Annotated in this window: 27 protein-coding genes and 2 riboswitches; of the genes, 15 read left to right on the plus strand and 12 right to left on the minus strand. The window is 68.1% G+C overall.

Translation table 11 applies throughout. The features are described from left to right. Positions 1-10 precede the first annotated feature (10 nt). From rsmB to def, 3 genes are all read right to left on the minus strand, one after another. Entirely contained in the window at positions 11-1,351 is a 1,341-nt protein-coding gene (gene rsmB / locus AC06E7_RS04495) for a 16S rRNA (cytosine(967)-C(5))-methyltransferase RsmB (RefSeq protein WP_426805180.1), read from the minus strand. Between the two features lies 1 nt (position 1,352). Beyond that, on the minus strand, positions 1,353-2,276 hold the full coding sequence (gene fmt, locus AC06E7_RS04500; protein WP_217537986.1) for a methionyl-tRNA formyltransferase: 924 nt from the start codon (positions 2,274-2,276) through the stop codon (positions 1,353-1,355). 74 nt (positions 2,277-2,350) lie between these two features. After that, positions 2,351-2,863: a peptide deformylase gene (gene def, locus AC06E7_RS04505; protein ID WP_068854169.1), complete on the minus strand. Its 513-nt coding sequence runs from the start codon at positions 2,861-2,863 to the stop codon at positions 2,351-2,353. A gap of 125 nt (positions 2,864-2,988) precedes the next feature. Here def and AC06E7_RS04510 point away from each other — a divergent pair, with 125 nt between their 5' ends. The 9 genes from AC06E7_RS04510 to AC06E7_RS04550 all read left to right on the plus strand — a co-directional run bounded on the left by AC06E7_RS04510 (position 2,989) and on the right by AC06E7_RS04550 (position 12,595). Next, a complete protein-coding gene (locus tag AC06E7_RS04510) occupies positions 2,989-4,122 on the plus strand; it encodes a LysM peptidoglycan-binding domain-containing protein (RefSeq protein ID WP_068854170.1) in 1,134 nt (377 codons plus the stop codon). 127 nt (positions 4,123-4,249) lie between these two features. Further along, positions 4,250-5,389, plus strand: coding sequence for a DNA-processing protein DprA (gene dprA, locus AC06E7_RS04515; RefSeq protein ID WP_478063205.1), 1,140 nt, complete (start codon positions 4,250-4,252; stop codon positions 5,387-5,389). Between the two features lie 42 nt (positions 5,390-5,431). Continuing rightward, positions 5,432-5,905, plus strand: coding sequence for a DUF494 family protein (locus AC06E7_RS04520; protein WP_068854172.1), 474 nt, complete (start codon positions 5,432-5,434; stop codon positions 5,903-5,905). A gap of 39 nt (positions 5,906-5,944) precedes the next feature. Further along, positions 5,945-6,742 carry a pilin gene (locus AC06E7_RS04525; protein ID WP_249833183.1) on the plus strand — a complete coding sequence of 266 codons (798 nt, stop codon included), beginning with the start codon at positions 5,945-5,947 and terminating at the stop codon, positions 6,740-6,742. Between the two features lie 37 nt (positions 6,743-6,779). Next, on the plus strand, positions 6,780-7,688 hold the full coding sequence (locus tag AC06E7_RS04530) for an RDD family protein (RefSeq protein WP_478063207.1): 909 nt from the start codon (positions 6,780-6,782) through the stop codon (positions 7,686-7,688). Positions 7,689-7,877: 189 nt separating this feature from the next. After that, complete coding sequence (locus tag AC06E7_RS04535; protein ID WP_478063209.1) at positions 7,878-10,376, plus strand: DNA topoisomerase I; 2,499 nt, start codon at positions 7,878-7,880, stop codon at positions 10,374-10,376. A gap of 60 nt (positions 10,377-10,436) precedes the next feature. After that, complete coding sequence (tsaC, locus tag AC06E7_RS04540; protein WP_447786821.1) at positions 10,437-10,997, plus strand: L-threonylcarbamoyladenylate synthase type 1 TsaC; 561 nt, start codon at positions 10,437-10,439, stop codon at positions 10,995-10,997. 50 nt (positions 10,998-11,047) lie between these two features. Next, positions 11,048-11,842, plus strand: a complete 795-nt coding sequence (locus AC06E7_RS04545) for a DUF4124 domain-containing protein (RefSeq protein ID WP_478063211.1) — start codon at positions 11,048-11,050, stop codon at positions 11,840-11,842. Positions 11,843-11,875: 33 nt separating this feature from the next. After that, positions 11,876-12,595 carry a DUF4124 domain-containing protein gene (locus AC06E7_RS04550; protein WP_478063213.1) on the plus strand — a complete coding sequence of 240 codons (720 nt, stop codon included), beginning with the start codon at positions 11,876-11,878 and terminating at the stop codon, positions 12,593-12,595. 24 nt (positions 12,596-12,619) lie between these two features. Here AC06E7_RS04550 and AC06E7_RS04555 read toward each other — a convergent pair whose 3' ends face one another. After that, positions 12,620-13,396, minus strand: coding sequence for an SDR family oxidoreductase (locus AC06E7_RS04555; protein WP_093534754.1), 777 nt, complete (start codon positions 13,394-13,396; stop codon positions 12,620-12,622). Between the two features lie 122 nt (positions 13,397-13,518). Between AC06E7_RS04555 and AC06E7_RS04560 the strand changes: the two genes are divergently transcribed. From AC06E7_RS04560 to AC06E7_RS04570, 3 genes are all read left to right on the plus strand, one after another. Beyond that, positions 13,519-13,734: a hypothetical protein gene (locus AC06E7_RS04560; RefSeq protein ID WP_478063215.1), complete on the plus strand. Its 216-nt coding sequence runs from the start codon at positions 13,519-13,521 to the stop codon at positions 13,732-13,734. Positions 13,735-13,903: 169 nt separating this feature from the next. Further along, a complete protein-coding gene (locus tag AC06E7_RS04565; RefSeq protein ID WP_478063216.1) occupies positions 13,904-14,374 on the plus strand; it encodes a type II toxin-antitoxin system RelE/ParE family toxin in 471 nt (156 codons plus the stop codon). Next, positions 14,343-14,645: a helix-turn-helix domain-containing protein gene (locus AC06E7_RS04570; RefSeq protein ID WP_449324483.1), complete on the plus strand. Its 303-nt coding sequence runs from the start codon at positions 14,343-14,345 to the stop codon at positions 14,643-14,645. Before AC06E7_RS04565 ends, AC06E7_RS04570 begins: the two co-directional genes overlap by 32 nt. Before the next feature lie 133 nt (positions 14,646-14,778). Here AC06E7_RS04570 and sppA read toward each other — a convergent pair whose 3' ends face one another. The 4 genes from sppA to AC06E7_RS04590 form a co-directional block, all read right to left on the minus strand. Next, positions 14,779-16,683 carry a signal peptide peptidase SppA gene (gene sppA, locus AC06E7_RS04575; RefSeq protein WP_478063217.1) on the minus strand — a complete coding sequence of 635 codons (1,905 nt, stop codon included), beginning with the start codon at positions 16,681-16,683 and terminating at the stop codon, positions 14,779-14,781. Positions 16,684-16,768: 85 nt separating this feature from the next. Next, positions 16,769-18,139, minus strand: a complete 1,371-nt coding sequence (locus AC06E7_RS04580; protein WP_478063219.1) for an MATE family efflux transporter — start codon at positions 18,137-18,139, stop codon at positions 16,769-16,771. 71 nt (positions 18,140-18,210) lie between these two features. Beyond that, positions 18,211-18,765 carry a DUF3106 domain-containing protein gene (locus AC06E7_RS04585; protein ID WP_478063220.1) on the minus strand — a complete coding sequence of 185 codons (555 nt, stop codon included), beginning with the start codon at positions 18,763-18,765 and terminating at the stop codon, positions 18,211-18,213. Continuing rightward, on the minus strand, positions 18,758-19,759 hold the full coding sequence (locus AC06E7_RS04590) for a hypothetical protein (RefSeq protein ID WP_478063222.1): 1,002 nt from the start codon (positions 19,757-19,759) through the stop codon (positions 18,758-18,760). The genes AC06E7_RS04585 and AC06E7_RS04590 overlap by 8 nt, the downstream gene beginning before the upstream one ends. A gap of 437 nt (positions 19,760-20,196) precedes the next feature. Between AC06E7_RS04590 and AC06E7_RS04595 the strand changes: the two genes are divergently transcribed. Next, on the plus strand, positions 20,197-22,428 hold the full coding sequence (locus AC06E7_RS04595; protein ID WP_478063223.1) for a primosomal protein N': 2,232 nt from the start codon (positions 20,197-20,199) through the stop codon (positions 22,426-22,428). A 39-nt stretch (positions 22,429-22,467) separates the two neighbouring features. Here the strand turns inward: AC06E7_RS04595 and AC06E7_RS04600 are convergent, their stop codons facing one another. Then, positions 22,468-23,088, minus strand: coding sequence for a glutathione S-transferase family protein (locus AC06E7_RS04600; RefSeq protein ID WP_478063225.1), 621 nt, complete (start codon positions 23,086-23,088; stop codon positions 22,468-22,470). Between the two features lie 234 nt (positions 23,089-23,322). Here AC06E7_RS04600 and AC06E7_RS04605 point away from each other — a divergent pair, with 234 nt between their 5' ends. Next, complete coding sequence (locus tag AC06E7_RS04605) at positions 23,323-24,633, plus strand: NAD(P)/FAD-dependent oxidoreductase (protein WP_184125842.1); 1,311 nt, start codon at positions 23,323-23,325, stop codon at positions 24,631-24,633. Here AC06E7_RS04605 and AC06E7_RS04610 read toward each other — a convergent pair. After that, positions 24,606-24,923 (minus strand): hypothetical protein, encoded by a 318-nt coding sequence (locus AC06E7_RS04610; protein ID WP_095363054.1) that lies wholly within the window; start codon positions 24,921-24,923, stop codon positions 24,606-24,608. The genes AC06E7_RS04605 and AC06E7_RS04610 overlap by 28 nt on opposite strands. After that, on the minus strand, positions 24,920-25,192 hold the full coding sequence (locus AC06E7_RS04615) for a GIY-YIG nuclease family protein (RefSeq protein WP_478063227.1): 273 nt from the start codon (positions 25,190-25,192) through the stop codon (positions 24,920-24,922). Before AC06E7_RS04615 ends, AC06E7_RS04610 begins: the two co-directional genes overlap by 4 nt. 44 nt (positions 25,193-25,236) lie before the next feature. After that, a riboswitch (glycine riboswitch) is annotated at positions 25,237-25,317 on the plus strand. 20 nt (positions 25,318-25,337) lie between these two features. Beyond that, positions 25,338-25,428: riboswitch (glycine riboswitch) on the plus strand. Positions 25,429-25,511: 83 nt separating this feature from the next. Here AC06E7_RS04615 and AC06E7_RS04620 point away from each other — a divergent pair. Then, positions 25,512-26,129, plus strand: a complete 618-nt coding sequence (locus AC06E7_RS04620; protein WP_068854189.1) for a trimeric intracellular cation channel family protein — start codon at positions 25,512-25,514, stop codon at positions 26,127-26,129. Here the strand turns inward: AC06E7_RS04620 and AC06E7_RS04625 are convergent. Beyond that, positions 26,126-26,563 carry a GNAT family N-acetyltransferase gene (locus AC06E7_RS04625; protein ID WP_478063230.1) on the minus strand — a complete coding sequence of 146 codons (438 nt, stop codon included), beginning with the start codon at positions 26,561-26,563 and terminating at the stop codon, positions 26,126-26,128. The genes AC06E7_RS04620 and AC06E7_RS04625 overlap by 4 nt on opposite strands. Positions 26,564-26,604: the final 41 nt, after the last annotated feature.

The raw sequence follows: 26,604 nt of genomic DNA on the forward strand, positions 1-26,604 counted from the left end.
CGGTGCAGGGTTACCCTTTCTTTAGCAGACGTGCATAGAAGAAGCCGTCAGCACCCTGTTCCCCCGGCAGGCGCTGGCGCCCGGCCCAGGAGTCATGACCGTAAGCGTCACCCAGTGGCAGGAAACCCGCGCCGCGGGTGCGCTGCAGGAAGGCCTCGATCTGGAACTGGTTTTCCTCGCGCAGGATCGAGCATGTCGCATACAACAAGGTGCCGCCCGGGGCGAGCATGCCGAAGCAGGCATCGAGCAGGCGCGCCTGCAACGCCACCAGCGCCGGAATATCGGTAGCGCGGCGGTGCAGCAGCACGTCCGGCTGGCGGCGGATGATGCCGGTGGCCGAGCACGGCGCATCGAGCAGGATCACGTCGAAGGGCTGCCCGTCCCACCAGCTGGCCGGGTCGGTGGCATCGGCCGCACGCACCTGGGCGTGTTCGCCCACGCCGGTGCGCGCAAAGGTCTCACTGATGCGCTTGAGCCGGCGCGCATCGATATCCAGCGCCAGCAGGCGCAGGCTGGGGTCGCGCTCGAGCAGGTGCGCGGACTTGCCGCCCGGCGCGGCGCAGGCGTCAAGCACGCGTGCGCCCTTGGGCACGGCCAGCGCATCCGCCACCTGCTGGGCCGACAGGTCCTGCACCGACAACGCGCCATCGCTGAAGCCTGGCAACGCGGAGACGGCCACCGGTACCGGCAGGCGGATCGCATCGCTGCCCAGCGCGCTGGCCTCGGCGGCGATGCCGGCCGCTTGCAGCCGCTCCAGCATCACATCGCGACTGCCGTGCTGGCGGTTGACCCGCAGCCACAACGGCGCCGGCTGCAGGCTGGCGGCAAAAACGTCCTCGGCCTGGTCGGGCCAGTCCTGTTCGATCTGTTCGGCCATCCACTGCGGGAAGGCCTCGCGCGCCGGCAGTGCTGGAATGCCATCGCGCTGGGCGCGGCGCAGCAATGCATTGACCATTCCGGCCTGGCGCTCCTTGCCCAGCGCGCGGGCGGCGTCGACCGTGGCCGAAAGTGCGGCATGCGCCGGCAGGTCGAGCGCATCGAGCTGGGCAAAGCCGACCAGCAGCAGCGCGCGCAGTTCGTCCTCGCGCACGCTGAGCGGGCGCTGCATCCATTTCGCCAGGGCGGCGTCATAGGCGGTACGCCGGCGCAGCACGGCGAAGCACAGCGCTTCGAGCAGGGCGCGGTCGCGGCTGTCGTCCAGCGTAGGCAGCGCGGTGGCCAGTTCGGCCTTGAGCGAGCGCCCACGGCCGATCACCTGGGCCAGCACACGGGCGGCGAGCACGCGGGTGGGTACGCCCGGGGCCAGGCCGGACAGCGCGGGGGACGGTTTGTTCTGGCGGGGCTGGGCCATCTCAGGTGCCCACGGCCAGGTCGCGGCGGGCATTGAGGTAGTCGGCCGCGGTGATCGCCTTGCCGCCCTCGCGCTGCAGCACGCGCAGGCGCAGCGCGCCCTGGCCACAGGCGATATCGATGCCGTCGCGGCCGGCCGCCAGCAGCGTGCCCGGGGCCTTGCCCTGGTTGTCCGCCAGCGCCACCGCGCCGTGGATGCGCACGCGCTCGCCGGCCAGCTGGGCTTCGGCAATCGGCCACGGGTTGAAGGCGCGCACGGTGCGCTCCAGCACCTGCGCATCCTGCGACCAGTCCAGCCGCGCTTCGGCCTTGTCCAGCTTGTGCGCGTAGGTCACCCCCTGTTCCGGCTGCGGCTGGGCGATCGGCTTGAGGCCGGCGCGCAGCAGGCCCAGGCCGTCGGACAGCACCTGCGCGCCAAGTTCGGCCAGGCGGTCGTGCAGCGAGCCGCCCAGTTCACCGGCCTGGATCGGGGTGTGCTGGCGCAGCAGTACCGGGCCGGTGTCCAGCCCGGCTTCCATCTGCATCAGGCACACGCCGGTGTCCGCATCGCCGGCCTGGATGGCGCGCTGGATCGGCGCGGCGCCGCGCCAGCGTGGCAGCAGCGAGGCATGCACGTTCCAGCAGCCGTAGGTCGGGATGGCCAGCACCGCCTTGGGCAGGATCAGCCCGTAGGCCACCACCACCATCAGGTCCGGCTGCAGGTCGCGCAGCTGCTGCTGGGCCTGTTCGCCCTTGAGCGATTCGGGCTGGAACACCGGGATGCCGCGGGCGATCGCTTCAAGCTTCACCGGCGAGGGCATCAGCCCGCGGCCACGGCCGGCCGGGCGGTCCGGCTGGGTGTACACGCCCACCACCTCCTGGTGGCGCGCGGCGGCGCGCAGCGAGGCGACGGCGAACTCAGGCGTTCCGGCAAAGACGATCTTCATGGCGTTCCCACTTGCAGAAAGAAAAACGGCGCCGGGGCACGGCGCCGAACAACCGGTCAGGCGGCGTGGCCAGGTCAGGCAACGTGCTTGCGCGACTTGGCCAGCTTCTTGCGGACCATCTCGCGCTTGAGCGGAGACAGGTAATCAATGAACAGCTTGCCGTCCAGGTGGTCCATCTCATGCTGCACGCACACCGCCAGCAGGCCGTCGGTGGTCAGCTCCTGGGCCACGCCCTGGCGGTCCAGGAAGCGCACGGTGATGGTGTCGGCGCGGGTCACGTCGGCAAAGATGCCGGGCACCGACAGACAGCCTTCCTGGTAGACCTGGCCGCCTTCGCTGGCCACGATCTCCGGGTTGATGAACACCCGCGGGGTGTCCTTCTCTTCGCTGACGTCGATGACCATGAAGCGCTTGTGGACGTCGACCTGGGAGGCCGCCAGGCCAATGCCCGGGGCGTCGTACATGGTCTGGAACATGTTGTCGATCAGTTCCTGGAAGGCCGGGGTGGTCACTTCGGCGGCGTCGATCAGCGCCGCCTTGGTGCGCAGGCGCGGGTCCGGGAACTCGAGAATGGGCAGGATGGCCATGGCAAATACCGTTTGGGGGCGCCCTTAAAGCGGCGTACGTCGCAATTCTATCGCCAACGCTTGCCTTGCGCCCCGGTTTCTGGACTATAGTGCTCGAACCTGTTGGGGAATCAGGCACCACACCTATGTTTGAAAGAACTCGTACGGTCGTCGCCGTCGCGATGCTGACCGTCGCTACCTATGCTACCGCCGTTGAAGTGAATGGCGGGCACCCGGAAACCTACGTCGTCCAGAAGGGCGATACCTTGTGGGACATTTCCGCGCGCTTCCTTAAAAAGCCGTGGTTGTGGCCGGAAATCTGGCAGGCCAACCCGCAGGTCAAGAACCCGCACCTCATCTATCCTGGTGACGTGCTGAGCCTGGCCTACCTGGACCGCGTCGTGGCCCAGCCCGGCCCGCGCCAGGAAGCGCCGATCAATGCGATCCCGCTCAGCCAGGTCGAACCCTTCCTGAAGCAGCTCAGCGTGGTGGACGAGATCGACTCGCTGCCCTACGTGGTGGCCCTGGAAGACAACCGCCTGCGCGCCACCACCGGCCAGACCGCCTACGTGCGGGGGCTGGAAGGGGCACAGGTGGGCCAGCGCTGGGCCGTGGTCCGGCCGACCGTGCGCTACTCGCTGCCCAAGCCGACCGAGGACCTGACCGCCAACGGGGACGTCACTCCGGGCAGCGGCAACCTGTGGAAGAACTTCGTGGCCGCGCCGAGCAAGCGCAACGAGATGCTGGGCTACGAGCTGTCCCAGCTGAACGTGGGCACGGTCGTGAAGGTGCCGGACGACAAGTCGGACGTGACCTCCATCGCGCTGCAGGGCCGGACCGACGGGCGTGAAGTGCGCGCCGGCGACCGCCTGGTGCCGGTGGAAGCCACCCCGTATGACCTGCAGTTCTTCCCGCACGCCCCCGCCGCCCAGACCGAAGGCCTGGACGTTCGCGTGCTGGCGGTGACGGACATGTACCTGGCCGGCGGCCCGCGCGACGTCATCGCGATCTCGGCAGGCAGCGCCAACGGCATCGACAACGGGACCGTGGTCTCGCTGTGGCGCCAGGGGCGGCATGTGGCGCATCGCATGAAGTACCCGGGCTCCTCGCGCATGGACGACTCGCTCACCGACGGTGCCGGGCGCGTTTCCCTGCCCGATGAGTACGCCGCCCACGCGATGGTGTTCCGCACCTTCGACAAGGTCAGCTATGCGCTGGTGATGCAGGGCGTGAAGCCGGTGCTGGTCGGCTATTCGGCCAAGCACCCCGACGCGCAATAACCGCGCCGGGTCGGCGCTGCCGACCCCACCACGCGGTAGGTACCGACCGTTGGTCGGTACACATCCTGACGCAACAACACGACGGCGCCCCAGGGCGCCGTCGTCGTATGCGGGCTAGCCTGAGCCGATGCCCGATGACCTGCCCTGTTCTACCGAGGCGCTGCTGCGCCTGGTCCTCGCCGGTGGCGCCCCGGCACCCCGCCGCGCCCTGCTGGCCCGCTTCGCTGATCCCGCCCAGGCCCTGCGTGCCGGCCCTGCCGCATGGCGCGCCGCCGGTTGCAGCCCGCACCAGCGGGCACTGCTGGCGCTGCCCGACCGCGACGCGCTCGCGCGCGGCCTGCATTGGCTGTCGCAACCCGGCCGGCACCTGCTGTCGATCGAAACCGACGACTACCCCACCCTGCTGCGCCCGCTGGAACCAGCGCCGCTGGCGCTGTTCGTGCACGGCGACCCGGCCACCCTCTGGCACCCCGCGGTGGCCGTGGTCGGCAGCCGCACCCCATCGCCCACGGGTGCCGAGCTGGCCGCCGAGTTCGCCGGCGCCCTGGCCCGCAGTGGCCTGGGCGTGGTCAGCGGGCTGGCCGCCGGGGTCGATGCGCGGGCCCACCAGGCCGCCCTGGACGTACCCGGCGGGCGCACCGTGGCCGTGGTGGCCACCGGCCTGGACCTGACCTACCCGCCCCGGCACGAAGCGCTGCAGGCACGCATCGCCGAGCGCGGGGCCGTGGTCAGCGAGTATCCGCCCGGCACCGTGGCGCGCCCGGGGCAGTTCCCGGCCCGCAACCGGATCGTGGCCGGGCTGACCCTGGGCACCCTGGTGATCGAGGCGGCAGCCCGCTCCGGGGCCCTGATCACCGCGCGCCTGGCCGCGGAGATCGGCCGTGAGGTATTCGCGCTGCCCGGCTCGGTGCGCAACCCGCGCGCGCGCGGCTGCCACCGACTGATCCGTGATGGCGCCCAGCTGGTGGAAACCCCGGCCGAGGTCGTCGCCGGGCTGACCGGGGCCGCCGCCAGCCTGGGGCAGGCCTTGCGTTGGCGCCTGGACGCCCCCACTGAACAGGCACGGTCGGCGCATGCCAGCGCTTCCCCCTTCCCCCTCCCCGACTACCAGCGCTTGTGGAACGCGCTGGATGAAAACCCAACGGGTATGGATTCATTGATCCAGCGCAGCGGATTGACGGCGGACCAGCTGTCGGCCATGCTGCTGATCATGGAACTGGATGGAAAGGTGGTCGCCAACCATGGCCGCTACTGTCGAAAACCCTAGTTTCTTCACCTCCACAGCGTCGTTGACGCAGGCCGAGGGGCAATGAAAGAGAGCATTCTGGATGTCCTGCTGTACCTGTTCGAACATTATTTCAGCGAGGACGCGGACCTCATCCGCGACCGCGACTCCCTCCAGAACGGCCTGATACAGGCCGGCTTCAGCCCCACCGAAATCAACAAAGCCTTCGATTGGCTGGACGCCCTGGCCGAGCAGCGCCCGGCCGTGACCCTGGCCCGCGTCGACGGTCCCGTGCGCATTTTCCATGGCCCGGAGCTGGACAAGCTCGACGTGGAAGGCCGTGGCTTCCTGATGTTCCTGGAACAGCACGGCATCCTGGATGCCAACCAGCGCGAGCTGGTGCTGGACCGCGCCATGGCCCTGGACCAGGACGAACTGGACCTGGACGACCTCAAGTGGGTGGTGCTGATGGTGCTGTTCAACCAGCCCGGCGCCGAGGCAGCGTATGCCTGGATGGAAACCCAGATGTTCGTCGACGAACCGGAACCCCTTCACTGACCGTACACTGGGTGCTTCGCGCATTCAGGGGAATGGAAAGTGAGCCAGTGGTTCTATGCAGAAGGGAATCGTCAGCAGCGGGGTCCGCTGACATCTGAAGAGTTGATCGCGCTGTACCAGTCCAGCCGCATTGCGCTGGATACCCTGGTATGGCGCGACGGGCTTGCCCAATGGCAGCCCCTGCGAACTGTCGCCGACGAGATCGGCCTGGTGATCGCACCGCCGCCGGCGGTGGAGCCGCCGCTCCCGCTGGACGGCCCGCAGCTGGAGCCGGTCGTGCCCAGCCCGCCGAGGATTCCCGGGTTCGACACGCCTGCGCCGCGCGCCACCGGACCCGGACCCGGAGCGGCCGCGCCCGCCTATGCCTCGGCGCCGGGTTACCCGCGCGCCGCGCCGCCGCCGAAGAAGACCTCCGGGTGCCTGATCATCGGGCTGGTGGTGGGCCTGGTGTTCCTGGTGGTGATCGCCATCCTCGCCGCGATCGCGCTTCCTGCCTACAGCGATTACCAGCACCGTGCCCGCGTGGCCAATGCGGTGGGCATCGTGTCGCAGCTGAAGAACCAGGTGACCGAGTTCGCCATGAGCACCGACCGCTGCCCGGTCAACGGCGATGATGGCTTCCAGAGCCCGACCTCGTACGCCGGCGACTACGTGGGTGCGGTGCGCATCGGCCGCATCGGCGAAGACAAGTGCGGCATCGAAATGGAATTTGCCGTGCCGGGCAAGCGGGCACTCGATGGCAAAATGTTGTGGTTCGAATACGACATGCAGAGCCAGGCGTGGACCTGCAGCAGCGATCTCGACACCAAGTATCTGCCCGCGCAGTGCCGCGGTTGAGCAGCACTTCAATTATGGATGAGAGGGGAAGCACGCAATGACTGAGTGGTATTACGCAGACGGCCAGGACCGCCAGGGTCCGTTGCTGGTCGAAGACCTGCGCCAGCGCTTCCAGCGCGGTGAAATCAGCCTCACTACGCTGGTATGGCGCGAAGGCTACCCGCAGTGGAAGCCGGTGTCCGAGGCGGTCGAGGAGCTGCAGCTGCAGAACCTGACCAGCGCCGCGAGCAACCTGGGCAGCGGCTTCGACCTGCGCGGGGATTACACCGCCATCGACAACGGCACCGCACCGCTGCCCGGCACCGGCGGCGGCACCTATTCGCCGTATACCGCACCTGCCGCCACCGGCGCCTACGGCGCGGCCGTGGTGGGCGGTGGCGAGGTGGTCTACGCCGGCTTCTGGAAGCGTTACGCGGCGTACTTCCTGGACTCGATCGTGGTGGGCATCATCAACGTCCCGGTCAGCGTGGTGTTCAACCTGATCGGCGCGTCCAGCGGCAATGAAAGCCTGGCCCTGGCGATGAGCCTGGTGGCCATGCTGAGCGGTTTCGCCATCGGCATCGGCTACTACGCCGGCTTCCACGCCTCGCGCGGCGGCGCCACCCTGGGCAAGATGGCCGTGGGCATCAAGGTGGTGCGCAGCGACGGCGAGCGGATCACCTTCCTGCGCGGCGTGGGCCGCTACTTCGGTTTCATCCTGAGCAGCCTGACCCTTTTCATCGGCTTCATCATGGCCGCCTTCACCGAGCGCAAGCAGGCACTGCACGACATGCTGTGCGACACGCTGGTGGTGGACAAGTGGGCCTTCACCGAGAACGCCGAGTTCCAGGAACGCGGCCTGGGCACGGTCACCATCGTGATCCTGGTCATCAGCGGCATCCTGACGGTGGCCATGATCGGCCTGTTGATCCTCGGTTTCGGGGCCATTGCCGCGTCCATGTCCTGACCGGCCCTCACACCCGGCCGCTTGACACAGGCGGCTCTGGCGTGATTCCTCTAGCAGGCGCAAAACCTGAACGCCCGGCGCATACCCGGGCGTTCAGCATATGGAATTCGACGGCTGCCCTTCACTAATGCGGCCATTTGCTCCACCCTAGCGCCCTCTCCCGGGCTGCTGCCCACAGAAATCAACGACATGCCCAAGCACCTGCTCATCGTCGAATCGCCCGCCAAGGCCAAGACGATCAACAAATACCTCGGCAAGGACTTCACCGTCCTGGCCTCGTATGGGCATGTGCGCGACCTGGTCCCCAAGGAAGGTGCGGTCGACCCCGACAACAACTTCGCGATGCGCTATGACCTGATCGAGAAGAACGAGAAGCACGTCGATGCGATCGCCAAGGCCGCCAAGGGCGCCGACGACATCTTCCTGGCCACCGACCCGGATCGCGAGGGTGAAGCGATCAGCTGGCACATCGCCGAGATCCTGAAGGAGCGCGGGCTGGTCAAGGACAAGCCGATGCAGCGGGTGGTCTTCACCGAGATCACCCCGCGTGCGATCAAGGAGGCCATGAGCCAGCCGCGCGCCATCGCCAGCGACCTGGTCGATGCCCAGCAGGCGCGCCGCGCGCTGGATTACCTGGTCGGCTTCAACCTGTCCCCGGTGCTGTGGCGCAAGGTCCAGCGCGGCCTGTCCGCCGGCCGCGTGCAGAGCCCGGCGCTGCGCATGATCGTCGAGCGCGAGGAAGAAATCGAAGCCTTCATCGCCCGCGAGTACTGGAGCATCGATGCCGCCTGCGCGCACCCCTCGCAGCCATTCAATGCCCGCCTGATCAAGCTGGACGGCCAGAAGTTCGAGCAGTTCACCGTGACCGACGGCGACACCGCCGAGGCCGCGCGCCTGCGCATCCAGCAAGCCGCCCAGGGCAACCTGCACGTCACCGACGTGGCCAGCAAGGAGCGCAAGCGCCGCCCGGCCGCCCCGTTCACCACCTCCACGCTGCAGCAGGAAGCCTCGCGCAAGCTGGGCTTCACCACCCGCAAGACCATGCAGGTGGCGCAGAAGCTGTACGAAGGCGTGGCGATCGGCGACGAAGGCACCGTAGGCCTGATTTCGTACATGCGTACCGACTCGGTCAACCTGTCCCAGGACGCGCTGGCCGAGATCCGCGACGTGATCGCCCGCGATTACGGCATTGCCGCCCTGCCGGACAAGCCCAACACCTACCAGACCAAGTCCAAGAACGCCCAGGAAGCGCATGAAGCGGTGCGCCCGACGGCCGCGCTGCGCACCCCGGCGTCGGTGGCGCGCTACCTCACCGATGACGAGCGCAAGCTGTACGAGCTGATCTGGAAGCGTGCGGTGGCCAGCCAGATGATTCCGGCCACGCTCAACACCGTCAGCGTGGACCTGTCGGCTGGCAGCGAACACGTGTTCCGCGCCAGCGGCACCACCGTGGTGGTACCCGGCTTCCTGGCCGTGTACGAGGAAGGCAAGGACAACAAGAGCGCCGAGGACGACGACGAAGGCCGCAAGCTGCCGGCGATGAAGCCCGGCGACCGCGTGCCGCTGGAGCGCATCCTGGCCGAACAGCATTTCACCCAGCCGCCGCCGCGCTTCACCGAAGCGGCGCTGGTCAAGGCGCTGGAAGAGTATGGCATCGGCCGTCCGTCGACCTATTCGTCGATCATCCAGACCCTGCTGTTCCGCAAGTACGTGGAAATGGAAGGCCGCAGCTTCCGCCCGTCCGACGTGGGCCGTGCGGTCTCCAAGTTCCTCTCCAGCCACTTCACCCAGTACGTGGACTACGACTTCACCGCCAAGCTCGAAGACGAGCTCGATGCGGTGTCGCGCGGCGAAGAAGACTGGATTCCGTTGATGGCCCGCTTCTGGGAACCCTTCAACCAGCTGGTGGAAGAGAAGAAGGAATCGGTCGACCGCGCCGAGGCCAGTGGCGCGCGCGAGCTCGGCACCGACCCCAAGACCGGCAAGCCGGTCAGCGTGCGGCTGGGCCGCTTCGGGCCGTATGCGGCTATCGGCAGCACCGCCGAGGACGCCGAGGACAAGCCCAAGTTCGCCTCGCTGCGCCCGGGCCAGTCGATGCACACCATCAATCTGGAAGACGCGCTGGAGCTGTTCCTGATGCCGCGCGCGCTGGGTGAGGACAAGGGCGAGGACGTCAGCGTGGGCATCGGCCGCTTCGGCCCGTTCGCCAAGCGTGGCAGCACCTACGCTTCGCTGAAGAAGGAAGATGATCCCTACACCATCGATCTGGCCCGCGCGGTGTTCCTGATCGAAGAGAAGGAAGAGATCGCCCGCAACCGCATCATCAAGGAATTCGACGGCAGCGAGATCCAGGTATTGAACGGCCGTTTCGGCCCGTACCTGAGCGACGGCAAGATGAACGGCAAGATCCCGAAGGATCGCGAGCCGGCCTCGCTGACCCTGGCCGAAGTGCAGCAGCTGATGGAAGAAACCGGCAAGCCGGTGCGCAAGGGCTTCGGAAAAAAGGCCGCCAAGAAGGTCGTGGCCAAGAAGGCCCCGGCAAAGAAGGCGGCAGTGAAGAAGGAGCCGGCGGCGAAGAAGGCCGCCGTCAAGAAGGCCCCTGCCAAGAAGACACCTGCGAAGAAGGCGGCGACCAAGAAGGCCGCCACGAAGAAGGCCGCAGCAAAGAAAGCAGTAAAGAAGGCCTGACCCCGGTAGCGCCCGACCGTTGGTCGGGCGACAACACGGCGCACTGGAACGGTCGTCACCATGAATGAACTCACCGTCGACTCTGCCTCTCCCGCGCTGCGCGCCGGCGGCGTGATCGCCTACCCCACCGAAGCGGTGTGGGGACTGGGCTGCGACCCGGCCAACGAAGCGGCCGTGCTGAAGCTGCTGCAGCTCAAGCAGCGGCCGGTCGAGAAGGGCATGATCCTGGTCGCTGGCGACCTGGCCCAGCTGGAAGGTTGGGTGCGGATCGACGCGCTGCCTGCCGAGCGCAGGGCTGAGGTACTGGCCAGCTGGCCCGGCGCCAACACCTGGATCCTGCCCGCCGGGCCTCGCGCGCCACGATGGATCACAGGGGAACACACCGGCATTGCCGTTCGGGTCAGCGCCCACCCGCTGGTGGCGGCGCTGTGCCGCGCCTGGGGCGGTCCGCTGGTGTCCACCAGCGCCAACCTGGCCGGCCAGCCGCCTGCGCGCAGCCGTGCCGGACTGGACCCGAACCTGCTGCGCGACCTGGACGGGCTGGTTGACGGCGCCACCGGTGGCCTGGACCAGCCCACCCCGATCCGCGACGCCCTCACCGGCCACGTCCTGCGCACCTGAGCCGCACGGCGTTCTTTGCGCCTGCACAGGCAAGGCCGCACACTGCGGCCATGCGCCCACACCCTGCCCTCCCGCTGTACCTGTTGCTGCTGTGCAGCGCCCCGCTGGCGGCGCAGGACAGCAGCGTGCGTGTCTACCGCTGCGTAGGCAGCAACGGGGCGGTATCGCTGCAGGACGCCCCATGCCGCAACGGCCGCCAGGAAGTGCGCGAGATGCAGCGCCCGCGCGATCCGGCGCCGCGCGTGGTGCGCAGCGATCGCGCCCCCGCCACGCCCGCGCCTGCCGCACCCGAACGCGAGGTGCGCTACGTGCAGGTGCAGCAACCGCAGCCGATGTACGAATGCATCCGCGACGACGGCAGCCGCTATACCAGCGAAACCAGCGAGGGCAATCCGCGCTGGGTGCCGGTGTGGACCAGCGCCTGGATCCCAGGACGCCGGCCCGGTGGCATCCATCCCGGCCCTGGCCCGGGGCCGGGACCACGCCCATTGCCCCCGATCGCGCCGATGGGCAGCGGCTCGGTCAGCTCCAGTGGCGGCTCGCTGACCGTCTCCGGCGGCGGCTCACGGGTCGGCGGCAGCCTCTCCGTCGGCAGCGGCAGTACCCAGTGGCACAGCGAAGGGTCGGCGTACCCGGGCACCTACCAGGACGTGGTGGTTCCGGCCGGCAACGTGCTGGTGCGCGACCAGTGCCACCCGTTGCCCGCCAGCGAAGTGTGTTCGATCCTGCGCGACCGCCGCTGGGAGCTGGTGCGGCGCTACAACAGCGCGCTGCAGAGCGAGCGCGATGCGATCAGCCGCGAGCAGCGTGGCGTGGATGCGCGCCTTGACCGGGATTGCCGGTAGGGCGCGGCAGCCGGCGCGTTGTATCCTTCGCCGATGAAACCGTATTGGCTCCTGTTGCTGCTGTGCGTGGCGTCGTCGGCGATGGCCGATGAGCCGATCGTGTTCCGCTGCACCGATGCAGACGACAACGTGACGGTGCAGGGCAAGCCCTGCCCGGCCGGCAGCCACCAGGTCATCCAGCGCATGAATGCCGCGCCATCGCGCGCGGAGGTGTCCGTGTCGGCCCAGGCGACGCCCCCGCCGCCTGCCGCGCCAACGGTCCAGCCGTTGTCACCCGCAACGATGCCGCCGCAGGTACCCGGCAAGGCGCAGCCAATGGAGCGCGTGATTTCAGAGGCGTACGAAGTGCCACGGGGCACTGCGATCCTGGATAGTGCGAACCTGCCCAAGCCCGGCGACGAGCCGCCCGGCGACGGCCCGGCAAAACCGCCGCTGCCGGAGATCTACCAGTGCCAGGGCCAGGACGGCGGACGCTACCTGCACGAGCGTGAGCCGGCACCGCCGACCTGCGTGCTGCTGTCGGTCACAGCGCTGGGCGGCAACACGCCGGTCAACGCCGCCAGCTGCGAAGTGGTCCGCGATACCTGCGAGCCGCTGGCTGAAGACCAGCGCTGCAATGCGTGGCAGCAGCGCTTCCGCGATGCACGTGGGCGGGAACGCTTCGCCTCGCCCGGCACCGCCGCCGCCGCTACCGCCGAACGCGAGCGCCTGCAGGGCGTGCTGTCGGAAAGCAACTGCGCGGTACCCCGGTAGGTACCGACCCTTGGTCGCTACGCCTCAGAACCCGTAGCGCAGGAATCCGCCGTCCACGGCAATGCATTCGCCGGTGACATAGCTGGCCGCAGGCAGGCACAGGAACCCGACGGCGGCGGCTACTTCCTCAGGCTCGCCGATGCGCCGCATCGGTGTGCGGTCGATCACCTGTTCGTAGTAATCCGGGTCCGACAGCGGGCCGGAGGTGCGCCGGGTGCGGATGTACCAGGGCGCCACCGCGTTGACCCGGATGCCGTCTTCGGCCCACTCCACCGCCAGGTTGCGGGTCATCTGGTGCATCGCCGCCTTGGTCATCCCGTACACCGCGCCACTGCGCACATGGGTGAGCCCGGAGACACTGCCGACATTGACGATGGCCGAGGCGGCGTGGCGGGCCAGCAACGGGTGCGCATAACGCGACAGTTCGAACGCCGAAAACAGGTTCGTCTCGAAGATGCCGCGCCACTCGTCTTCGGTGTATTCGGTGGCCGGCTTGGTGATGTTGCCGCCCGCGTTGTTGATCAGCAGGTGCAGCCCATCGCTGTGGTCTTCCACCCAGTCCAGGATCTCGCGACGATCCTCGTCGTCGGAAACGTCGGCGGACAGGCCGTGGATCTCACGATCCGGATAGGCATCGGCCAGCTCATCGCGGGCCATTTCCAATGCGTCCGCGTCGCGCCCCACGATCAGCAGGTCGGCGCCGAATCCCAGCAGCTCGCGCGCGATCGCCAGGCCGATACCGGCGCTGGCGCCGGTGATCAATGCGGTCTGTCCATCCAGTCGCCAACGATGCGCACTCACCTGCTTCTCCTGCCTTGGGGCACTGCAGGATAGCCCGCATGCCGGTGCGGCGCACCCCATCACACACGGGCCGGCAAAGCGGTGAGAAACTGCGCTTCCCTGGGTTCGCCTGCGAGGTTGCCATGTTGATCCGTATCGCCCTGCCGATGGCCGGCCTGCTTGCGCTGTGCGGCTGCAACCGCCCGGTGCCGCCGGCCCCGGACAAGCCACCCGAACCGCAGGCCACGGCACTTCGCGACGCCATGCAGCAACCGCTCGACAAGGCCAAGGCCGCACGCGACACATTGGAAAAGGCTCCGGACACCAGAGCCGCCGATGAGGCCGAATCCGGTCGGTAGTTCGCAAATCCGCGTACTGTCTGCGGCAAGCACCAGCCCGGCCTTAGTCGGGCTTTTTGTTCCCGGCAGATGTTGGTTCTTGCGGTCGCAGGACACGTTTCTGAAAGCCCGCCGGCACGCGTTGGCATACCTGTAGGCCTTTGCCATTGCCGCCGTGCGGGACGCGCTAATGAAACAGCATCCGGGGCTCACCCCGTTCATGGAAAACATACCCGTTAAGGGTATACTTCAGCCGGATGAGCGTCTGCATGCACTGAAGCGCAGAGACTTTGCGCGCTGGCAGGCGTCGGAAAAGCTTCCGGACACGCTGTTGTGCAGGGCGATCAATGAGATGGAGCAAGGACTTGTCGATGCGGACCTGGGGCAATGTCTCTACAAGAAGCGGGTTGCCCGTCAAGGCCGGGGCAAGCGCGATGGCTATCGCACGTTGGTTTCCGCCCGGATTGGGAACCGCTATGTATTCCTGCACGGGTTCTCCAAGAGCGACAAAGCGAACATCACGCAGGAAGAAAAGCAAGCGCTCCAGTACGCCGGGAAGGTGTTTCTGGAGCTCACTCAAGCAGCGCTCGTGAAGGCACTGCAGACTGGCGTTCTAGTGGAGGTACGGTGTGAGCAAGATTGTCGAAACCCTGCGCGGTGACCTTGCCACGCTCGTTGAAGCGGGGGCAATCAATAAAGTGACGATGCGTGAGTTCGACGCGCTTTGTCCTCCACCTGTCCGCAACTTCAGCGCCGCCGACATCAGGCAACTGCGTGCGGCCTTGAACTTCAGTCAACCGGTTTTCGCACTGCACCTGCATACATCAGCGTCAACCGTGCGCAAGTGGGAACAGGGAGATACGCATCCCACCGGCCCCGCACTCAAACTTTTGAATGTGATTGCGGCGAAGGGGTTGCAGGCAATTCTCTGAATGCTGGCACGTTGGTAATGAAAAAAACCCGGCCTTGGCCGGGTTTTTTTGTTGAAGCGCGTCACCACCAACGGTGGTGACCTACCGGGACAATCGCATCGGGTAGATCACGACCGTTGGTCGTGATCCGCCGTCAGAAACCGCAGAAGCAGTACGCCAGCGCCTTGACCGGGGCGCTGCCGCGCGGGTCGCGGGCGGCGTCTTCGACGAAGCGCAGCTGGGTGTCCACTTCCGGCATCGACCGGGCCAGCATCATCCGCGCCACGCCCGATTCGCCCAGCATCCAGGCACCGGCATGACTGCCGGCGAAGCCGCTGAGGAACTGCGCGAACGGAGTGGCAGGCTTTTCGATGTAGCGCACGCGCACCTTTTCCGGGCCGCCCAGCTTGGCACGGTTGGAGGCGTCGGCGATGGCCGCCTTGAGGCCGCCGAAGGCATCGACCAGGCCGCGTTCCTTGGCCTGTGCACCGCTCCACACGCGACCGCGGGCGACTTCGTCCACCGCTTCCACCGGCTTGCTGCGTGCATCGGCCACCTTGCCGGTGAAATCGGCGTAGCCCTTGTTGATCACCGACTGGATCACCTGGCCCACGGCCGGGTCCATCGGGCGGGTGATGTCGAACGCACCGGCGAAGCGGGTGGTGCCCACGCCGTCGGTGTGCACGCCGATCTTGTCCAGCGAACGCGACAGGTTGGGGATCATGCCGAAGATGCCGATCGAACCGGTGATCGTCGACGGATCGGCGTAAATGCGGTCGGCATTCATGCTGATCCAGTAGCCGCCCGATGCCGCCAGGTCGCCCATCGATACCACCACCGGCTTGCCGGCCGCCTTCAGCGCCACCACCTCACGGCGGATCTGTTCGGAGGCGAACACTTCACCGCCGGGCGAATCCACGCGAAGCACCACCGCCTTCACGTTGTCGTCGTCGCGCGCTTCGCGCAACAGCGCCGAGGTCGACTCACCGCCCACGCGGCCGGCCGGCAGGTCGCCACCGGCGATCTCGCCGGACGCCACCACCACCGCCACCTGCGGTCGCGAATCCACCGGCGAACGACGGGTGTCGATCTGGGTCAGGTATTCGTCAAGGTTGATGCTGCGGAAGCCACCGTCGGCGTCTTCATCGGCCACGCCACGATCGGCCAGCAGGTCTTCGACTTCCTCGCGGGTCTTCAGGCCATCCACCAGCTTCTGCTGCAGGGCGAACTTGGCCAGGTCGCCACCTGCAGCAGCGATGCCTTCGGGCATGGTGTCGATGCCGGCGGCCAACTGCGCGGCGTCCAGCTTGCGCGCCGTGGCGATGTCGGCCAGGTAGCGCTGCCACACGTCGTTCATCCAGAACAGGTCGGCTTCCTTGGCCTGCGGCGACGCCGCGTCCAGCACGTACGGTTCGGCGGCGGACTTGTACTCGCCCACCTTGAACAGGTGCACGTCCACGCCCAGCTTGTCCTGCAGGCCGGTGCGGAAGTACTGGCGGTAACGACCGAGGCCTTCCAGCACCACCCCGCCCATCGGGTCGAGGTAGATCTCCTTGGCCTGCGCGGCCAGCAGGTACTGCCACTGGCTCATGTTGTCGCTGTAGGCCACGATGTCCTTGCCCGACGCGCGCAGTTCCTGCAGCGACGCGGCTACTTCACGCATCGAGGCAAAACCGCTCGGCTGCAGCTTGTCCAACTGCAGGACCACGCGTTCGATCTTCTTGTCCTCGCGCGCCGCATCCAGCGCGCGCACCAGGTCGCGCAGCTGCACTTCCTCGGCGCTGTTGTCGCCAATGGCCTTTGCGAGCGCACGGCTGACCGGATCCGCACTGAACTGTTCGACCAGGCGGCCTTCCGGCGCGATCACCAGCGTGGTGCGGTCCTGCAGGGTGCGGCCGCTGCTGGCGCCCTTGCCCATCGCGAAGACGAACAGGACCAGGATCAGCAGCAACAGGCCGAAGAACAGCAGGTTGAGGATCAGCCTGCGGGTAAAGTTCATCACATCCCACAGCCCGATGAAGAAGCTGGCGACGGGATTGCGACGCACGGGTTGGTTCATGGGGAAAACTCCAGTTGGCTTCTTGCCGTGGTACCAGCATAGCCCGTGCCGGACAGCCCGGCATCGGACACAAGTAAGGGGGCCATCAGGCCGTCAGGTTCAGGTCATTGCCGACACGACGGCTGCTCACGCGCAGCCGCCAGCCCATCAGGATCGCCGCTGCGGTCAGCCCCAGGATCAGGCCCAGCCACATGCCCTGCGGACCCATGCCCAGGCCCAGGCCGAGCCCGGCGCCGAGCGGCATGCCCAGCCCCCAGTAGGAGAACATGGCGATGAACATCGGCACGCGGGTGTCCTTCAGGCCGCGCAGCGCGCCGGCTGACAGCACCTGGATGCCATCCGGGAACTGGAACGCGGCCGCATACAGCAGCAGGGTGGAGGCCAGCGCGGCCACGCCCATGTCGGCGGTATACACCCCGACGATGGCGTCGTGCCCGAACAGCAGCACCAGCGCCGACAGCGTCTGCGTGCCCAGGATGATCAGCAGGCCGGCGACGGCAGCGCGCCGCACGCCCAGCCCGTTGCCGCTGCCTACCGCATGGCCCACGCGAACGGTGGTGGCTTCGGCCACGCCCATCGGGATCATGAAGCACAGCTGGGCCACGTTGATGGCGATCTGGTGCGAGGCCGCCTCGGTGGCGCCCAGGCGACCGATCAGCAGGGCGGTAACGATGAACAGCCCGCCCTCCATCAGCACCGTGATGCCGATCGGCAGGCCGGTACGCAGCAGGTCCCAGATCGCCGCCCAGCGCGGCAGCTCCAGGTGCGAGAACAGTTCCAAATGGGCAAAGCGCTTGGTCTTCCACAGGTAGCCGGCAAAGCACAGCGCCTGGATCCACATCATGGTGGCCGAGGCGATGCCCAGGCCTTCGGCGCCCATTTCCGGGAAGCCCAGCTTGCCGTAACACAGCACGTAACCCAGCGGCGCCAGCACCAGCAGGCCGCCGAAGCCGAGCAGCATGGTCGGGAGCGTCCAGTGCATGCCTTCGCTGAGGTAACGCATGCAGAAGTACAGGGTCAGCGCCGGGCCACCCCACCGCACCGCATGCAGGAACGCGGTCGCGCCCGGCACGATGTCCGGGGCGATGCCGAACGCGGGCAGCAACGGCGGAACCACCGTGAGGAAGGTGAACATGATCAGGCCCAGGCCCAACGCCAGCCACAGCGCCTGGCGGAACAGCGGGCCGATCTCCCGCTCGCGGCCGGCGCCATGCAGCTGCGACACCGAGGCGGTGAGTGAGATCAACGTGCCGATCGGGATCAGCATCGGCAGCCACAGCAGCGCCGTGCCGATGGTGACCGCCGCCAGGGTCTGGGTGCCGTGGTGGCCGGCAATGACATTGTCGACGAAGGAAATCAGGCCAGTGGAGATGTGGCCAAGGACCAGCGGCAGCGCAAGCAGGCCGGTGGCGCGCACTTCCCGGGAGAGGCGCGGCGTTGCGGTAACGGTAGACATGGGATCACAGACGGCAACTACGGCAGCGCGCGGAGGGCACAGGCACCGGGTTGCGGCCGGTCATCTTACGCTCAACGCACCAGGTTTTCCTTCAACCAGGCATCGCGCGCGGCCGGCGCCAGCCCCAGGAACTGGTCGCGCACCTGGTCGCGCTCCTGCGGCGGCGTGCGCTGGGCGATCAGCGTGAGCTGGGCCAGCTGGCCCTCGTTGAGCTGGCGCAGCGCGGCCAGGGCGGGTTCGCGCTGGTCAGCGGGCAGGTAGCCGAACAGACCCTGCAGCTTGGGGAAATGCTGGCCCAGCTGCGGGCCCAGCAGCCAGCCGTCGCGGAACCGCTGGTCCTGTTCGTCGAAGCGGGCCCGCAGCGCCTGCTGCTGTGCAGCGGGCATCGCGGCAATACGGCCGGCGGCCTCGCGGATACGGGCACGTTCGGCTGCAGGCAATGCCTGCCATTGCGCATAGCGGCTGCGCAGTTCACGCAGCTGGGCCGGGTCCAGCGCGGCGGAGGTGGCGGGAATGGCGGGTGTGGTAACCGGCACAGGCGTGGCCGATGGCAGGGGCAGCGGCTGTGGCGCGGCATGCGCACCGGTCGCCAGGCCCATGGCGAGCAGCAGGATCGACTTATTCATCAGCGGCTGCCGTCTCCAGGCCGGCGGTGGCAGGTTCGGGGCGGCTGGGCTGCGGTTGCGACTCGTCCACCGGGACCGGCCCACCGGCGGCGGCCCACGCGTACAGGTCCGCATCGCGGGCGAGCATCAGGTCCGGGTCGGCCAGCATGGCCGCGTCACTGGCGGCGTGGGCCGGATCGGCCGGCGCCGTCACCGGCAGGTCTTCAGCCGCCAACGGTTCGACCCGCACCGGGTCGGCGGTGGACACCGCGCCGTCGGGCACGCTGGCCTCGGGGGCGAGCGCCGGGCTGCGGTGCTTCCACCACGCCGCACCGCCCAGCAACACGGCGATGGTGACCAGCAGGATCAGCAGGCCACGCCACAGCGGCCGGCGACTGTGACGGCGCACCGGCGTGCGCCGGGGCGCCGCATCGGCCGGGGCCGGCGCGCGCCATGAGGCCGGACCCTTGCCCGGCGCGGGGGCCAGCGCGGGCTGGTGCAGTTGCTGCAGCCTGCTGGCCGGCAGGTCACGCAGGCGCTGCTGCACCTGTTCGGCCAGGGCACGCCAGCCTGCCGCATCGGGGTGGCCCTGCGCATCGCGTGGGCAGGCCTGGGCCAGCGCCTGCTGGTAGTCGGCTACCGGCAGGTCCAGGATCTGCGCGGCGGCCGCCTCGTCCAGCCCGCCACCTACCCGCAGCAGCAGCGCCAGACGTGCCGGCGGCGCCAGGCTGGGCAGGTGCGCCAGGCCAGGGGCCCACTGGCCGCCAGGGGCCGGCATGCGGATCGGGGTGCGGTGGGCGAGCAGGATCCAGAACCGGTCCGGCCACTGTGCCATCGGCACATCGCTGGCGATGCCGGCGAAGGCGCGCATCACCGCCACCAGTGCCTGTTCGGCGACGGTGGGGTCGCCGCACTGCAGCTCGGCAACCACCAGGGCACGGCGTTCGACGCCTCGCAGGAATGCGGACAGGGCACCCGCTGCAGTAGAGGAAACAGGGGCGTTCACAGCCGTCATAGCAACTCCATCAAGTGCCGAAATGATAGCGAGTGCGCCCGCGCAGGGGGATGCCGATATGGGTCACGTGCGACTACCGCGGTGATGTAGATGGCTTGACAGCGGCGCAGGTTGTGCACAGCACCAACAAAATCGGCAGAAAACCGGCAGGTGAAGCCGGCGTCACCCATGTGTCAGCTGTGTTTCACAGCCATCTTCTTGATTTGCATACATTTAGTTGTGTGGCTATTTTTTGACCAACCCAGGCTTCACTGCGGAACTCCCTGACAAACAGCTCGGAGTTCGGCACTCGCACACAGACTTATCCACAGAAGATGTGGATAAGACCGAATCTCCAATGGCCACGGATATTTAGCTCCTATTTAGGTTCCACGGCGCCATGCGGCGATCGGTTTCGTGCGCTGAACAGGGCCGGTTCGGGCCGCTACACTGGCGCGATGCTGCCCCCCGATCCAGCCCCCCTGCTGACCCTGGAAAGTGCCCCGGCGCCGCTGCCGGATGCCCCCTCCCTCCAGGTTGCCCTGCCCCTGCCGCTGCCGCAGTGGTTCGACTACGCGCCGCCGCCGGGCGCACCGCCCGGGCCTGGCATGGTCGGTCGCCGGCTGCGGGTGCCGTTCGGCTCGCGCGAGCTGGTGGGCGTGGTGGCCGGGATCGGTACGGTGACCGACGGCAACGCGCTGCGCGCTGCCGTGGAATGGCTGGACCCGGCGCCGCTGCTGGGCGGCGAGCTGTGGACCTCGCTGCAGTGGCTGGCACGTTATACCCATGCGCCGCTGGGCGAGGTGGTCAGCACCGCCCTGCCCGCGCCATTGCGCCGTGGTGAACCGGTGCCCGACACCCACCGCTGGGGTTGGCAGCTCACTGCCGAAGGAATCGAACACCGCGCCAGGCTGCGGGCCGGCACCCGTCCGCACCGCCTGGCCGAACAGCTGGCCGGCGGCAGCGTGGACGAGGACCTGCTCGACGAGGCGATGGACGACTGGCGCAGCGCGGCGCGCTCGCTGGCCAAGCGCGGCCTGGTCGAGCGCATCGCGCTGGAGCACGCGCCGGCGCAGCCGGCCCTGCGGCCGGGCCCGACCCCGAATGCGGAGCAGGCCAACGCCATCGCCGCGATCACCGCCCACGCGCGGTTCGGCGCGTTCCTGCTCGACGGGGTGACCGGCAGCGGCAAGACCGAGGTGTACCTGCAGGCCATCGTGGACTGCCTGGCCCGCGGCCGGCAGGCGCTGGTGCTGGTGCCCGAGATCGGGCTGACGCCGCAGACGCTGGCGCGCTTCCGCAGCCGCCTGGGCATTGCGGTGCACGTGCTGCATTCGGGCCTGAACGACAATGAGCGCGCGCGGGTGTGGGCAGCGGCCGCGCGCGGCGAGGCACAGGTGATCGTGGGCACGCGCTCGGCCGTGTTCACCCCATTGCCCAACGCCGGGCTGATCGTGGTCGATGAAGAGCACGACGGCAGCTACAAGCAACAGGACGGCATTCGATACCACGCGCGCGATTTCGCGCTGGTGCGGGCCAAGGCGCTGGATGTGCCGGTGGTACTGGGCAGCGCCACGCCGTCGCTGGAATCACTGCACAACGCCCATGCCGGCCGCTACACCCATCTGCGCCTGAAACAGCGCGCAGGCGAGGCGCGCCCGCCGCGGGTGCGGGTGCTGGACGTGCGCAAGCGCCCGTTGAAGGACGGCCTTTCGGCCGAGGTGATGGAAGGCATCGGCCAGCACCTGGCGGCCGGCCACCAGGTGCTGGTGTTCAAGAACCGCCGCGGTTACGCGCCGGTGCTGCTGTGCCACGACTGCGGCTGGACCGCGCCCTGTAAACGCTGCGATGCGCCGATGACCGTGCACGCCGGCGGCCGCCGGCTGCAATGCCACCACTGCGGTGCGCGCCAGCCGGCGCCACTGGCCTGCCCCGACTGCGCCAGCCTGGCGCTGCAGCCACAGGGCATCGGCACCGAGCGGCTGGAAGAACACCTGGTGGAAGCCTTCGCCGATTTCCCGGTGATCCGCATCGACCGCGGCACCACCAACCGGCGCGACGCGCTGGAGACCCAACTTGCCACGCTGGGCGACCGCGCCGGCATCCTGGTCGGCACGCAGATCCTGGCCAAGGGCCACGACCTGCCCAAGCTGACCCTGGTGGTGGTGGTGGGCATCGACGAGGGCCTGTTCTCCGCCGATTTCCGCGCCAGCGAGAAACTGGCCCAGCAGCTGATCCAGGTCGCCGGGCGCGCGGGGCGCGCCACCGACGCCGGCGAGGTCTGGCTGCAGACCCATCACCCCGGGCACCCGTTGCTGGAAACGCTGGTCAACGGCGGCTACCACGCCTTCGCCGATGCCGAGCTGCAGCAGCGTGAAGCGGCCGGCTTCCCGCCGTTCGCGCACCTGGCGCTGATGCGCGCCGAGGCGCAGCAGGTGGAGCACGCCAACGCCATGCTGATGGCGGTGCGCGAGCTGATCGCGCATGAGTGCCCGGTGGAACGCTTCGGTCCGATGCCGGCGCCGATGCCGCGCCGCGCCGGTTACCAGCGCACGCAGCTGCTGCTGTCGACCCCGGCGCGGCGGCCGCTGCATGTGCTGCTGGATCAGATCATGCCGCTGGTGTACGGCTTGCCGCAGGCACGCAAGGTGCGCTGGTCATTGGACGTCGATCCCACCGACCTGTATTGAAGCGTGCGGACCAACGGTCCGCACCTGCCGTCCGTTACCTCACGTCAACGGCGTCATGACCGCTTTGACGTACGCCGGGCGCTGCTGGAGGCGCAGGTACCACGCTTCCAGGTGCGGCAATGACGGCCGCTGGATCGGCAGCTCGAACCACGCATAGACCAGCGCGCCCAACGGAATGTCGCCCATCGCGAACTGCTCGCCGGACAACCACGGTTGCTGCGCCAGGGTAGCATCGGCCATGCCCAGCAACTCGCCGGCACGGGTGATCGCGGCATTGATGCGGGCCTCGTCGCGGTCGGCCGGGGCGGTGCGCATGATCCCCCAGATCAGGTCGGTGTACAGCGGCGCCATGCGCGAGGTACTCCAATCCATCCACTTCTCGGCCTGGGCGCGCGCCATTGCATCTTCGGGGTACAGCGTGCCCAGCGCGTAGCGCGCGCTCAGATAACGCACGATGGTGTTGGATTCCCACAGCGGCAGGCCGTGGTCTTCGATCACCGGCACCAGGCCGTTGGGGTTCATGCCCACGTATTCCGGCGACTGGGTGCCACCGAAGGGGCCGCCCACTTCGATGGATTCGTACGGCAGGCCGATTTCCTCCGCGCACCACAGCACTTTGCGCACGTTGCTGGAATTGCGGCGGCCCCAGATCTTCAGCATGTTGGTGTTCCCGGTTGTCGATAGGCGCCGATACGATACGCCGATCAACGCGCCGGTGTTGCCGGGTCTTCTTTCGGAAATGCGCGCACGCAGGTGGACTTTCCAGGCAAGGAACGGATCGGCCGCCGGCAGGTGCGACGGCTGCTGAACCCAGTATCTGCCATCCACGTGAATATCGCGCGTCACGTGCGAACATGCAGTGCTTCGCTTCGACCCCCGCCAAGGAGTCATTGCATGACCCGCGATTCCCTGCCCCACCTGGTCATCATCGGTGGCGGCTTCGCCGGCCTCTGGGCCACCCGTGCGCTGGCCAGCGCGCGCATCCGCATCACCCTGGTGGACCGTCGCAACCACCATCTGTTCCAGCCGCTGCTGTACCAGGTCGCCACCGCCGGCCTGTCCGCACCCGACATCGCCGCGCCGCTGCGCCACATCCTGGGCGACCAGCGCAATGTTGAAGTGCGGCTGGGCGAGGTGACCTCGATCGACAAGGCCAGCCGCCAGATCACCCTGGCCGACGGCAGCCAGCTCGGCTACGACACCCTGATGCTGTGCACCGGCGCCACCCACGCCTATTTCGGGCACGACGAGTGGGCCGCCGACGCGCCTGGCCTGAAGACCCTGGACGATGCGATCGCACTGCGCCGCAAACTGCTGCTGGCCTTCGAACGCGCCGAGGCCGAGCCGGATCCGGCACGCAAGGCGGCGTGGCTGAGCTTCGCGGTGGTCGGCGGCGGCCCCACCGGGGTGGAACTGGCCGGCACATTGGCCGAGATCGCGCGGCACACGCTACGCAACGAGTTCCGCCATATCGATCCGGCCAGCGCCAAGGTGCGGCTGGTCGAAGCCGGGCCGCGGGTGCTGTCCAGCTTCCCCGAGGTGCTGTCGCTGAAAGCGCGGCGCCAGCTGGAGAAGCTCGGGGTGGAGGTGTTGACGGGTACAGCGGTCAATCACATCGACGGCGAGGGCTTCCAGCTCGGCGAGCAGTTCGTTGCCGCGCGCACCGTGGTGTGGGCCGCGGGCGTGGCCGCTTCGCCGCTGGCGCGGACGCTGGAGGTGCCGTTGGACCGCGCCGGACGCGTGCCGGTGCAGCCCGACCTGACCCTGGCCGGGCACCCGGAGATCTTCGTCGCCGGCGACCTGGCCGCGCTGCAGCAGGCCGATGGCCGGCCGGTGCCGGGCGTTGCCCCGGCCGCCAAGCAGATGGGCAAGCATGTGGCCGCGACAATTCGTGCACGGCTGGAGGGCAAGCCGTCACCCGGGCCGTTCAAGTACCAGGACTTCGGCAACCTGGCCACGATCGGCCGCATGGCCGCCATCGTGCACCTGGGCCGGCTGCAGTTGTCGGGCGTGCTGGCGTGGTGGTTCTGGCTGGCCGCGCACGTGTTCTTCCTGATCGGGTTCCGCAACCGGATCGTGGTGCTGCTCAACTGGGCGGTGGCGTATTGGAGCTACCAGCGCAGCGCGCGGATCATCTTCGGTGATGACCGCGAGGACCGGCGGCCGAGGCCATCCGATCAGGGATCGTTGCCGGGCGCGAGGTGAACGTCCCAGGTGCACAGGTAGTCCGGATCGCTGATGGTCAGTGCCATTGAGCGCAGCGTGTAGTCGCCCGGTGCGGCCGGGGTGTAGTGGTCCAGCGTGGGCGGCAGGAACACTTCTTCGCCGTCCATTGCACTGGCCAGTACCACGCCTTCTTCGTCATTGATGCGCAGCACTTGCCCGGCCATCTGGCGGTGCTCCAGGGCGTTGCCTTGGGCGTCAAGGTAGGTCATGCCGGCGAGCACGGTCTTGCCGATCATTGCGCGCGCCTTGGCTGAGTCGATTCCGGTCATGTTCCGGCACTCCGTTGCTGCAGCCAGGCCAGCTTGCGTGCGCGCGGCTGGCGCTTGAGCTCGCATTCGGCCTTGGAGGCCGCCGAGCGGTCGGGGTAGGCGCGCATGGCCAGCAGCTTCACCGGTGGGTTGGCGCGGGTGTAGCGCGCGCCTTTGCCGCACAGGTGTGCCTGGAAGCGGGCGTCCACGTCGTTGCTGATGCCGGCGTAATAGCTGCCGTTGCGGCATTCCAGCAGATAGACATACCAGGGGGCGGGTTCAGCGGGCATACCGGGATTATCCACCGGCACGGGCACGCTGGCTGCTAGAATCGGCCCCGGATGCAGGAGAGAGGCGCCGCTGGCGCCCGCCGAAGGCGCAGGCTCCCATAATCGCTCAGGCCGGTGGCTCGATTCGCCACCAACCATGCATCCAACACGCCGATCTGGAGAGAGGTCTTCAATGACCCGCCGAAGGGGCACGTGGCCTGGCCACTGAACTCTCAGGCAAAAGGACAGCGGGAGCGGCAACGGAATCCCACCCCACGACAGTGCTGCGGCGCTGGCGCGTGCGCGTTTCCGTCCCCGCCTGCCCCTCCGGAGCCGTTGCATGCTGCTGTCCATCATCTACCTCATCGCCATTTCCGCCGAAGCCATGACCGGCGCGCTGTCTGCCGGCCGGCGGCGGATGGACCTGTTCGGCGTGGTCATCATCGCCTGCGTCACCGCGCTGGGCGGCGGTTCGCTGCGCGATATCGTGCTGGGCCACTACCCGCTGGGCTGGGTCAAGCACCCCGAGTACCTGGGCTTCACCATCTGCGCGGCACTGATCGCCACCTGGGTGGCGCGCTGGATGCACCACTTCCGCCGCACCTTCCTGGTGCTCGATGGCCTGGGCCTGATCTGCTTCACCCTGATCGGCTGCGCGGTGGCGCGCGATGGCGGCCACGCGGTGCCGATCGTGCTCATCGCCGGCATGCTCACCGGCGCCTTCGGCGGCGTGCTGCGCGACGTGCTGTGCAACGAGGTGCCGCTGATCTTCCAGAAGGAGCTGTACGCGGTGATCACCCTGCTTACCGGCGCGGCATGGCTGGGCCTGCTCGAACTGGGTGTTTCCCTCAACGCCGCCACGCTGTGGTGCCTGGGCGGCGGCTTCGCCTTCCGCCTGCTGGCGATCCATTTCAAGTGGGAGATGCCGAAGTTCGTGTACCGCGACGAGGTGCATTAGCACGCAAGGGGCAGCATCAGCGTTAGAGGGTGAATGGGGGAAGCGATGAAACCGTGCTTGAGGTAGAACGCCCTGGCGGGCTCATCGATGGCATGGCAGAGCAACGCCCGTGCGCCGACCTGACCGCACGCCTGCAGCGAACGTAGCACCGCATCCTTCAACAGGCCCTGGCCAATGCCTTGCCCCGCCCTGTCCGCATGTACCGCCAACCGCCCCAACACGATGACCGGAATGGGATCGGGCATGTTGCGGCGGATTCGTCCGGGCACGGCGTCATGCGCTATCGAACCGGCTGAGAGCGCGTAGTAACCGACGACGCGACGCTTCCCATCGCAGGCAACGAAGCATCTGGATGCGCCGGATGCCTGGTTCTGGCGTGCGCGTTCAAGCAGCCATTTCGCCAGGGGTGGAGCGCTGCAGCGGAAGTCATCCAACAGATGATCCGCATGCAGCGGTGTTGGAGCGGAGAGCCACA

Source organism: Stenotrophomonas sp. Steno-Z4 (genome assembly GCF_056393145.1).

What these genes read in the sequence shown, in the direction of transcription:
- rsmB (WP_426805180.1), bottom strand. Translation starts at nt 1,351, where the DNA reads ATGGCCCAGCCCCGCCAGAACAAACCGTCCCCCGCGCTGTCCGGCCTG.
- fmt (WP_217537986.1), bottom strand. Translation starts at nt 2,276, where the DNA reads ATGAAGATCGTCTTTGCCGGAACGCCTGAGTTCGCCGTCGCCTCGCTG.
- def (WP_068854169.1), bottom strand. Translation starts at nt 2,863, where the DNA reads ATGGCCATCCTGCCCATTCTCGAGTTCCCGGACCCGCGCCTGCGCACC.
- AC06E7_RS04510 (WP_068854170.1), top strand. Translation starts at nt 2,989, where the DNA reads ATGTTTGAAAGAACTCGTACGGTCGTCGCCGTCGCGATGCTGACCGTC.
- dprA (WP_478063205.1), top strand. Translation starts at nt 4,250, where the DNA reads ATGCCCGATGACCTGCCCTGTTCTACCGAGGCGCTGCTGCGCCTGGTC.
- AC06E7_RS04520 (WP_068854172.1), top strand. Translation starts at nt 5,432, where the DNA reads ATGAAAGAGAGCATTCTGGATGTCCTGCTGTACCTGTTCGAACATTAT.
- AC06E7_RS04530 (WP_478063207.1), top strand. Translation starts at nt 6,780, where the DNA reads ATGACTGAGTGGTATTACGCAGACGGCCAGGACCGCCAGGGTCCGTTG.
- AC06E7_RS04535 (WP_478063209.1), top strand. Translation starts at nt 7,878, where the DNA reads ATGCCCAAGCACCTGCTCATCGTCGAATCGCCCGCCAAGGCCAAGACG.
- tsaC (WP_447786821.1), top strand. Translation starts at nt 10,437, where the DNA reads ATGAATGAACTCACCGTCGACTCTGCCTCTCCCGCGCTGCGCGCCGGC.
- AC06E7_RS04545 (WP_478063211.1), top strand. Translation starts at nt 11,048, where the DNA reads ATGCGCCCACACCCTGCCCTCCCGCTGTACCTGTTGCTGCTGTGCAGC.
- AC06E7_RS04550 (WP_478063213.1), top strand. Translation starts at nt 11,876, where the DNA reads ATGAAACCGTATTGGCTCCTGTTGCTGCTGTGCGTGGCGTCGTCGGCG.
- AC06E7_RS04560 (WP_478063215.1), top strand. Translation starts at nt 13,519, where the DNA reads ATGTTGATCCGTATCGCCCTGCCGATGGCCGGCCTGCTTGCGCTGTGC.
- AC06E7_RS04565 (WP_478063216.1), top strand. Translation starts at nt 13,904, where the DNA reads ATGAAACAGCATCCGGGGCTCACCCCGTTCATGGAAAACATACCCGTT.
- sppA (WP_478063217.1), bottom strand. Translation starts at nt 16,683, where the DNA reads ATGAACCAACCCGTGCGTCGCAATCCCGTCGCCAGCTTCTTCATCGGG.
- AC06E7_RS04580 (WP_478063219.1), bottom strand. Translation starts at nt 18,139, where the DNA reads ATGTCTACCGTTACCGCAACGCCGCGCCTCTCCCGGGAAGTGCGCGCC.
- AC06E7_RS04585 (WP_478063220.1), bottom strand. Translation starts at nt 18,765, where the DNA reads ATGAATAAGTCGATCCTGCTGCTCGCCATGGGCCTGGCGACCGGTGCG.
- AC06E7_RS04590 (WP_478063222.1), bottom strand. Translation starts at nt 19,759, where the DNA reads ATGACGGCTGTGAACGCCCCTGTTTCCTCTACTGCAGCGGGTGCCCTG.
- AC06E7_RS04595 (WP_478063223.1), top strand. Translation starts at nt 20,197, where the DNA reads ATGCTGCCCCCCGATCCAGCCCCCCTGCTGACCCTGGAAAGTGCCCCG.
- AC06E7_RS04600 (WP_478063225.1), bottom strand. Translation starts at nt 23,088, where the DNA reads ATGCTGAAGATCTGGGGCCGCCGCAATTCCAGCAACGTGCGCAAAGTG.
- AC06E7_RS04605 (WP_184125842.1), top strand. Translation starts at nt 23,323, where the DNA reads ATGACCCGCGATTCCCTGCCCCACCTGGTCATCATCGGTGGCGGCTTC.
- AC06E7_RS04610 (WP_095363054.1), bottom strand. Translation starts at nt 24,923, where the DNA reads ATGACCGGAATCGACTCAGCCAAGGCGCGCGCAATGATCGGCAAGACC.
- AC06E7_RS04615 (WP_478063227.1), bottom strand. Translation starts at nt 25,192, where the DNA reads ATGCCCGCTGAACCCGCCCCCTGGTATGTCTATCTGCTGGAATGCCGC.
- AC06E7_RS04620 (WP_068854189.1), top strand. Translation starts at nt 25,512, where the DNA reads ATGCTGCTGTCCATCATCTACCTCATCGCCATTTCCGCCGAAGCCATG.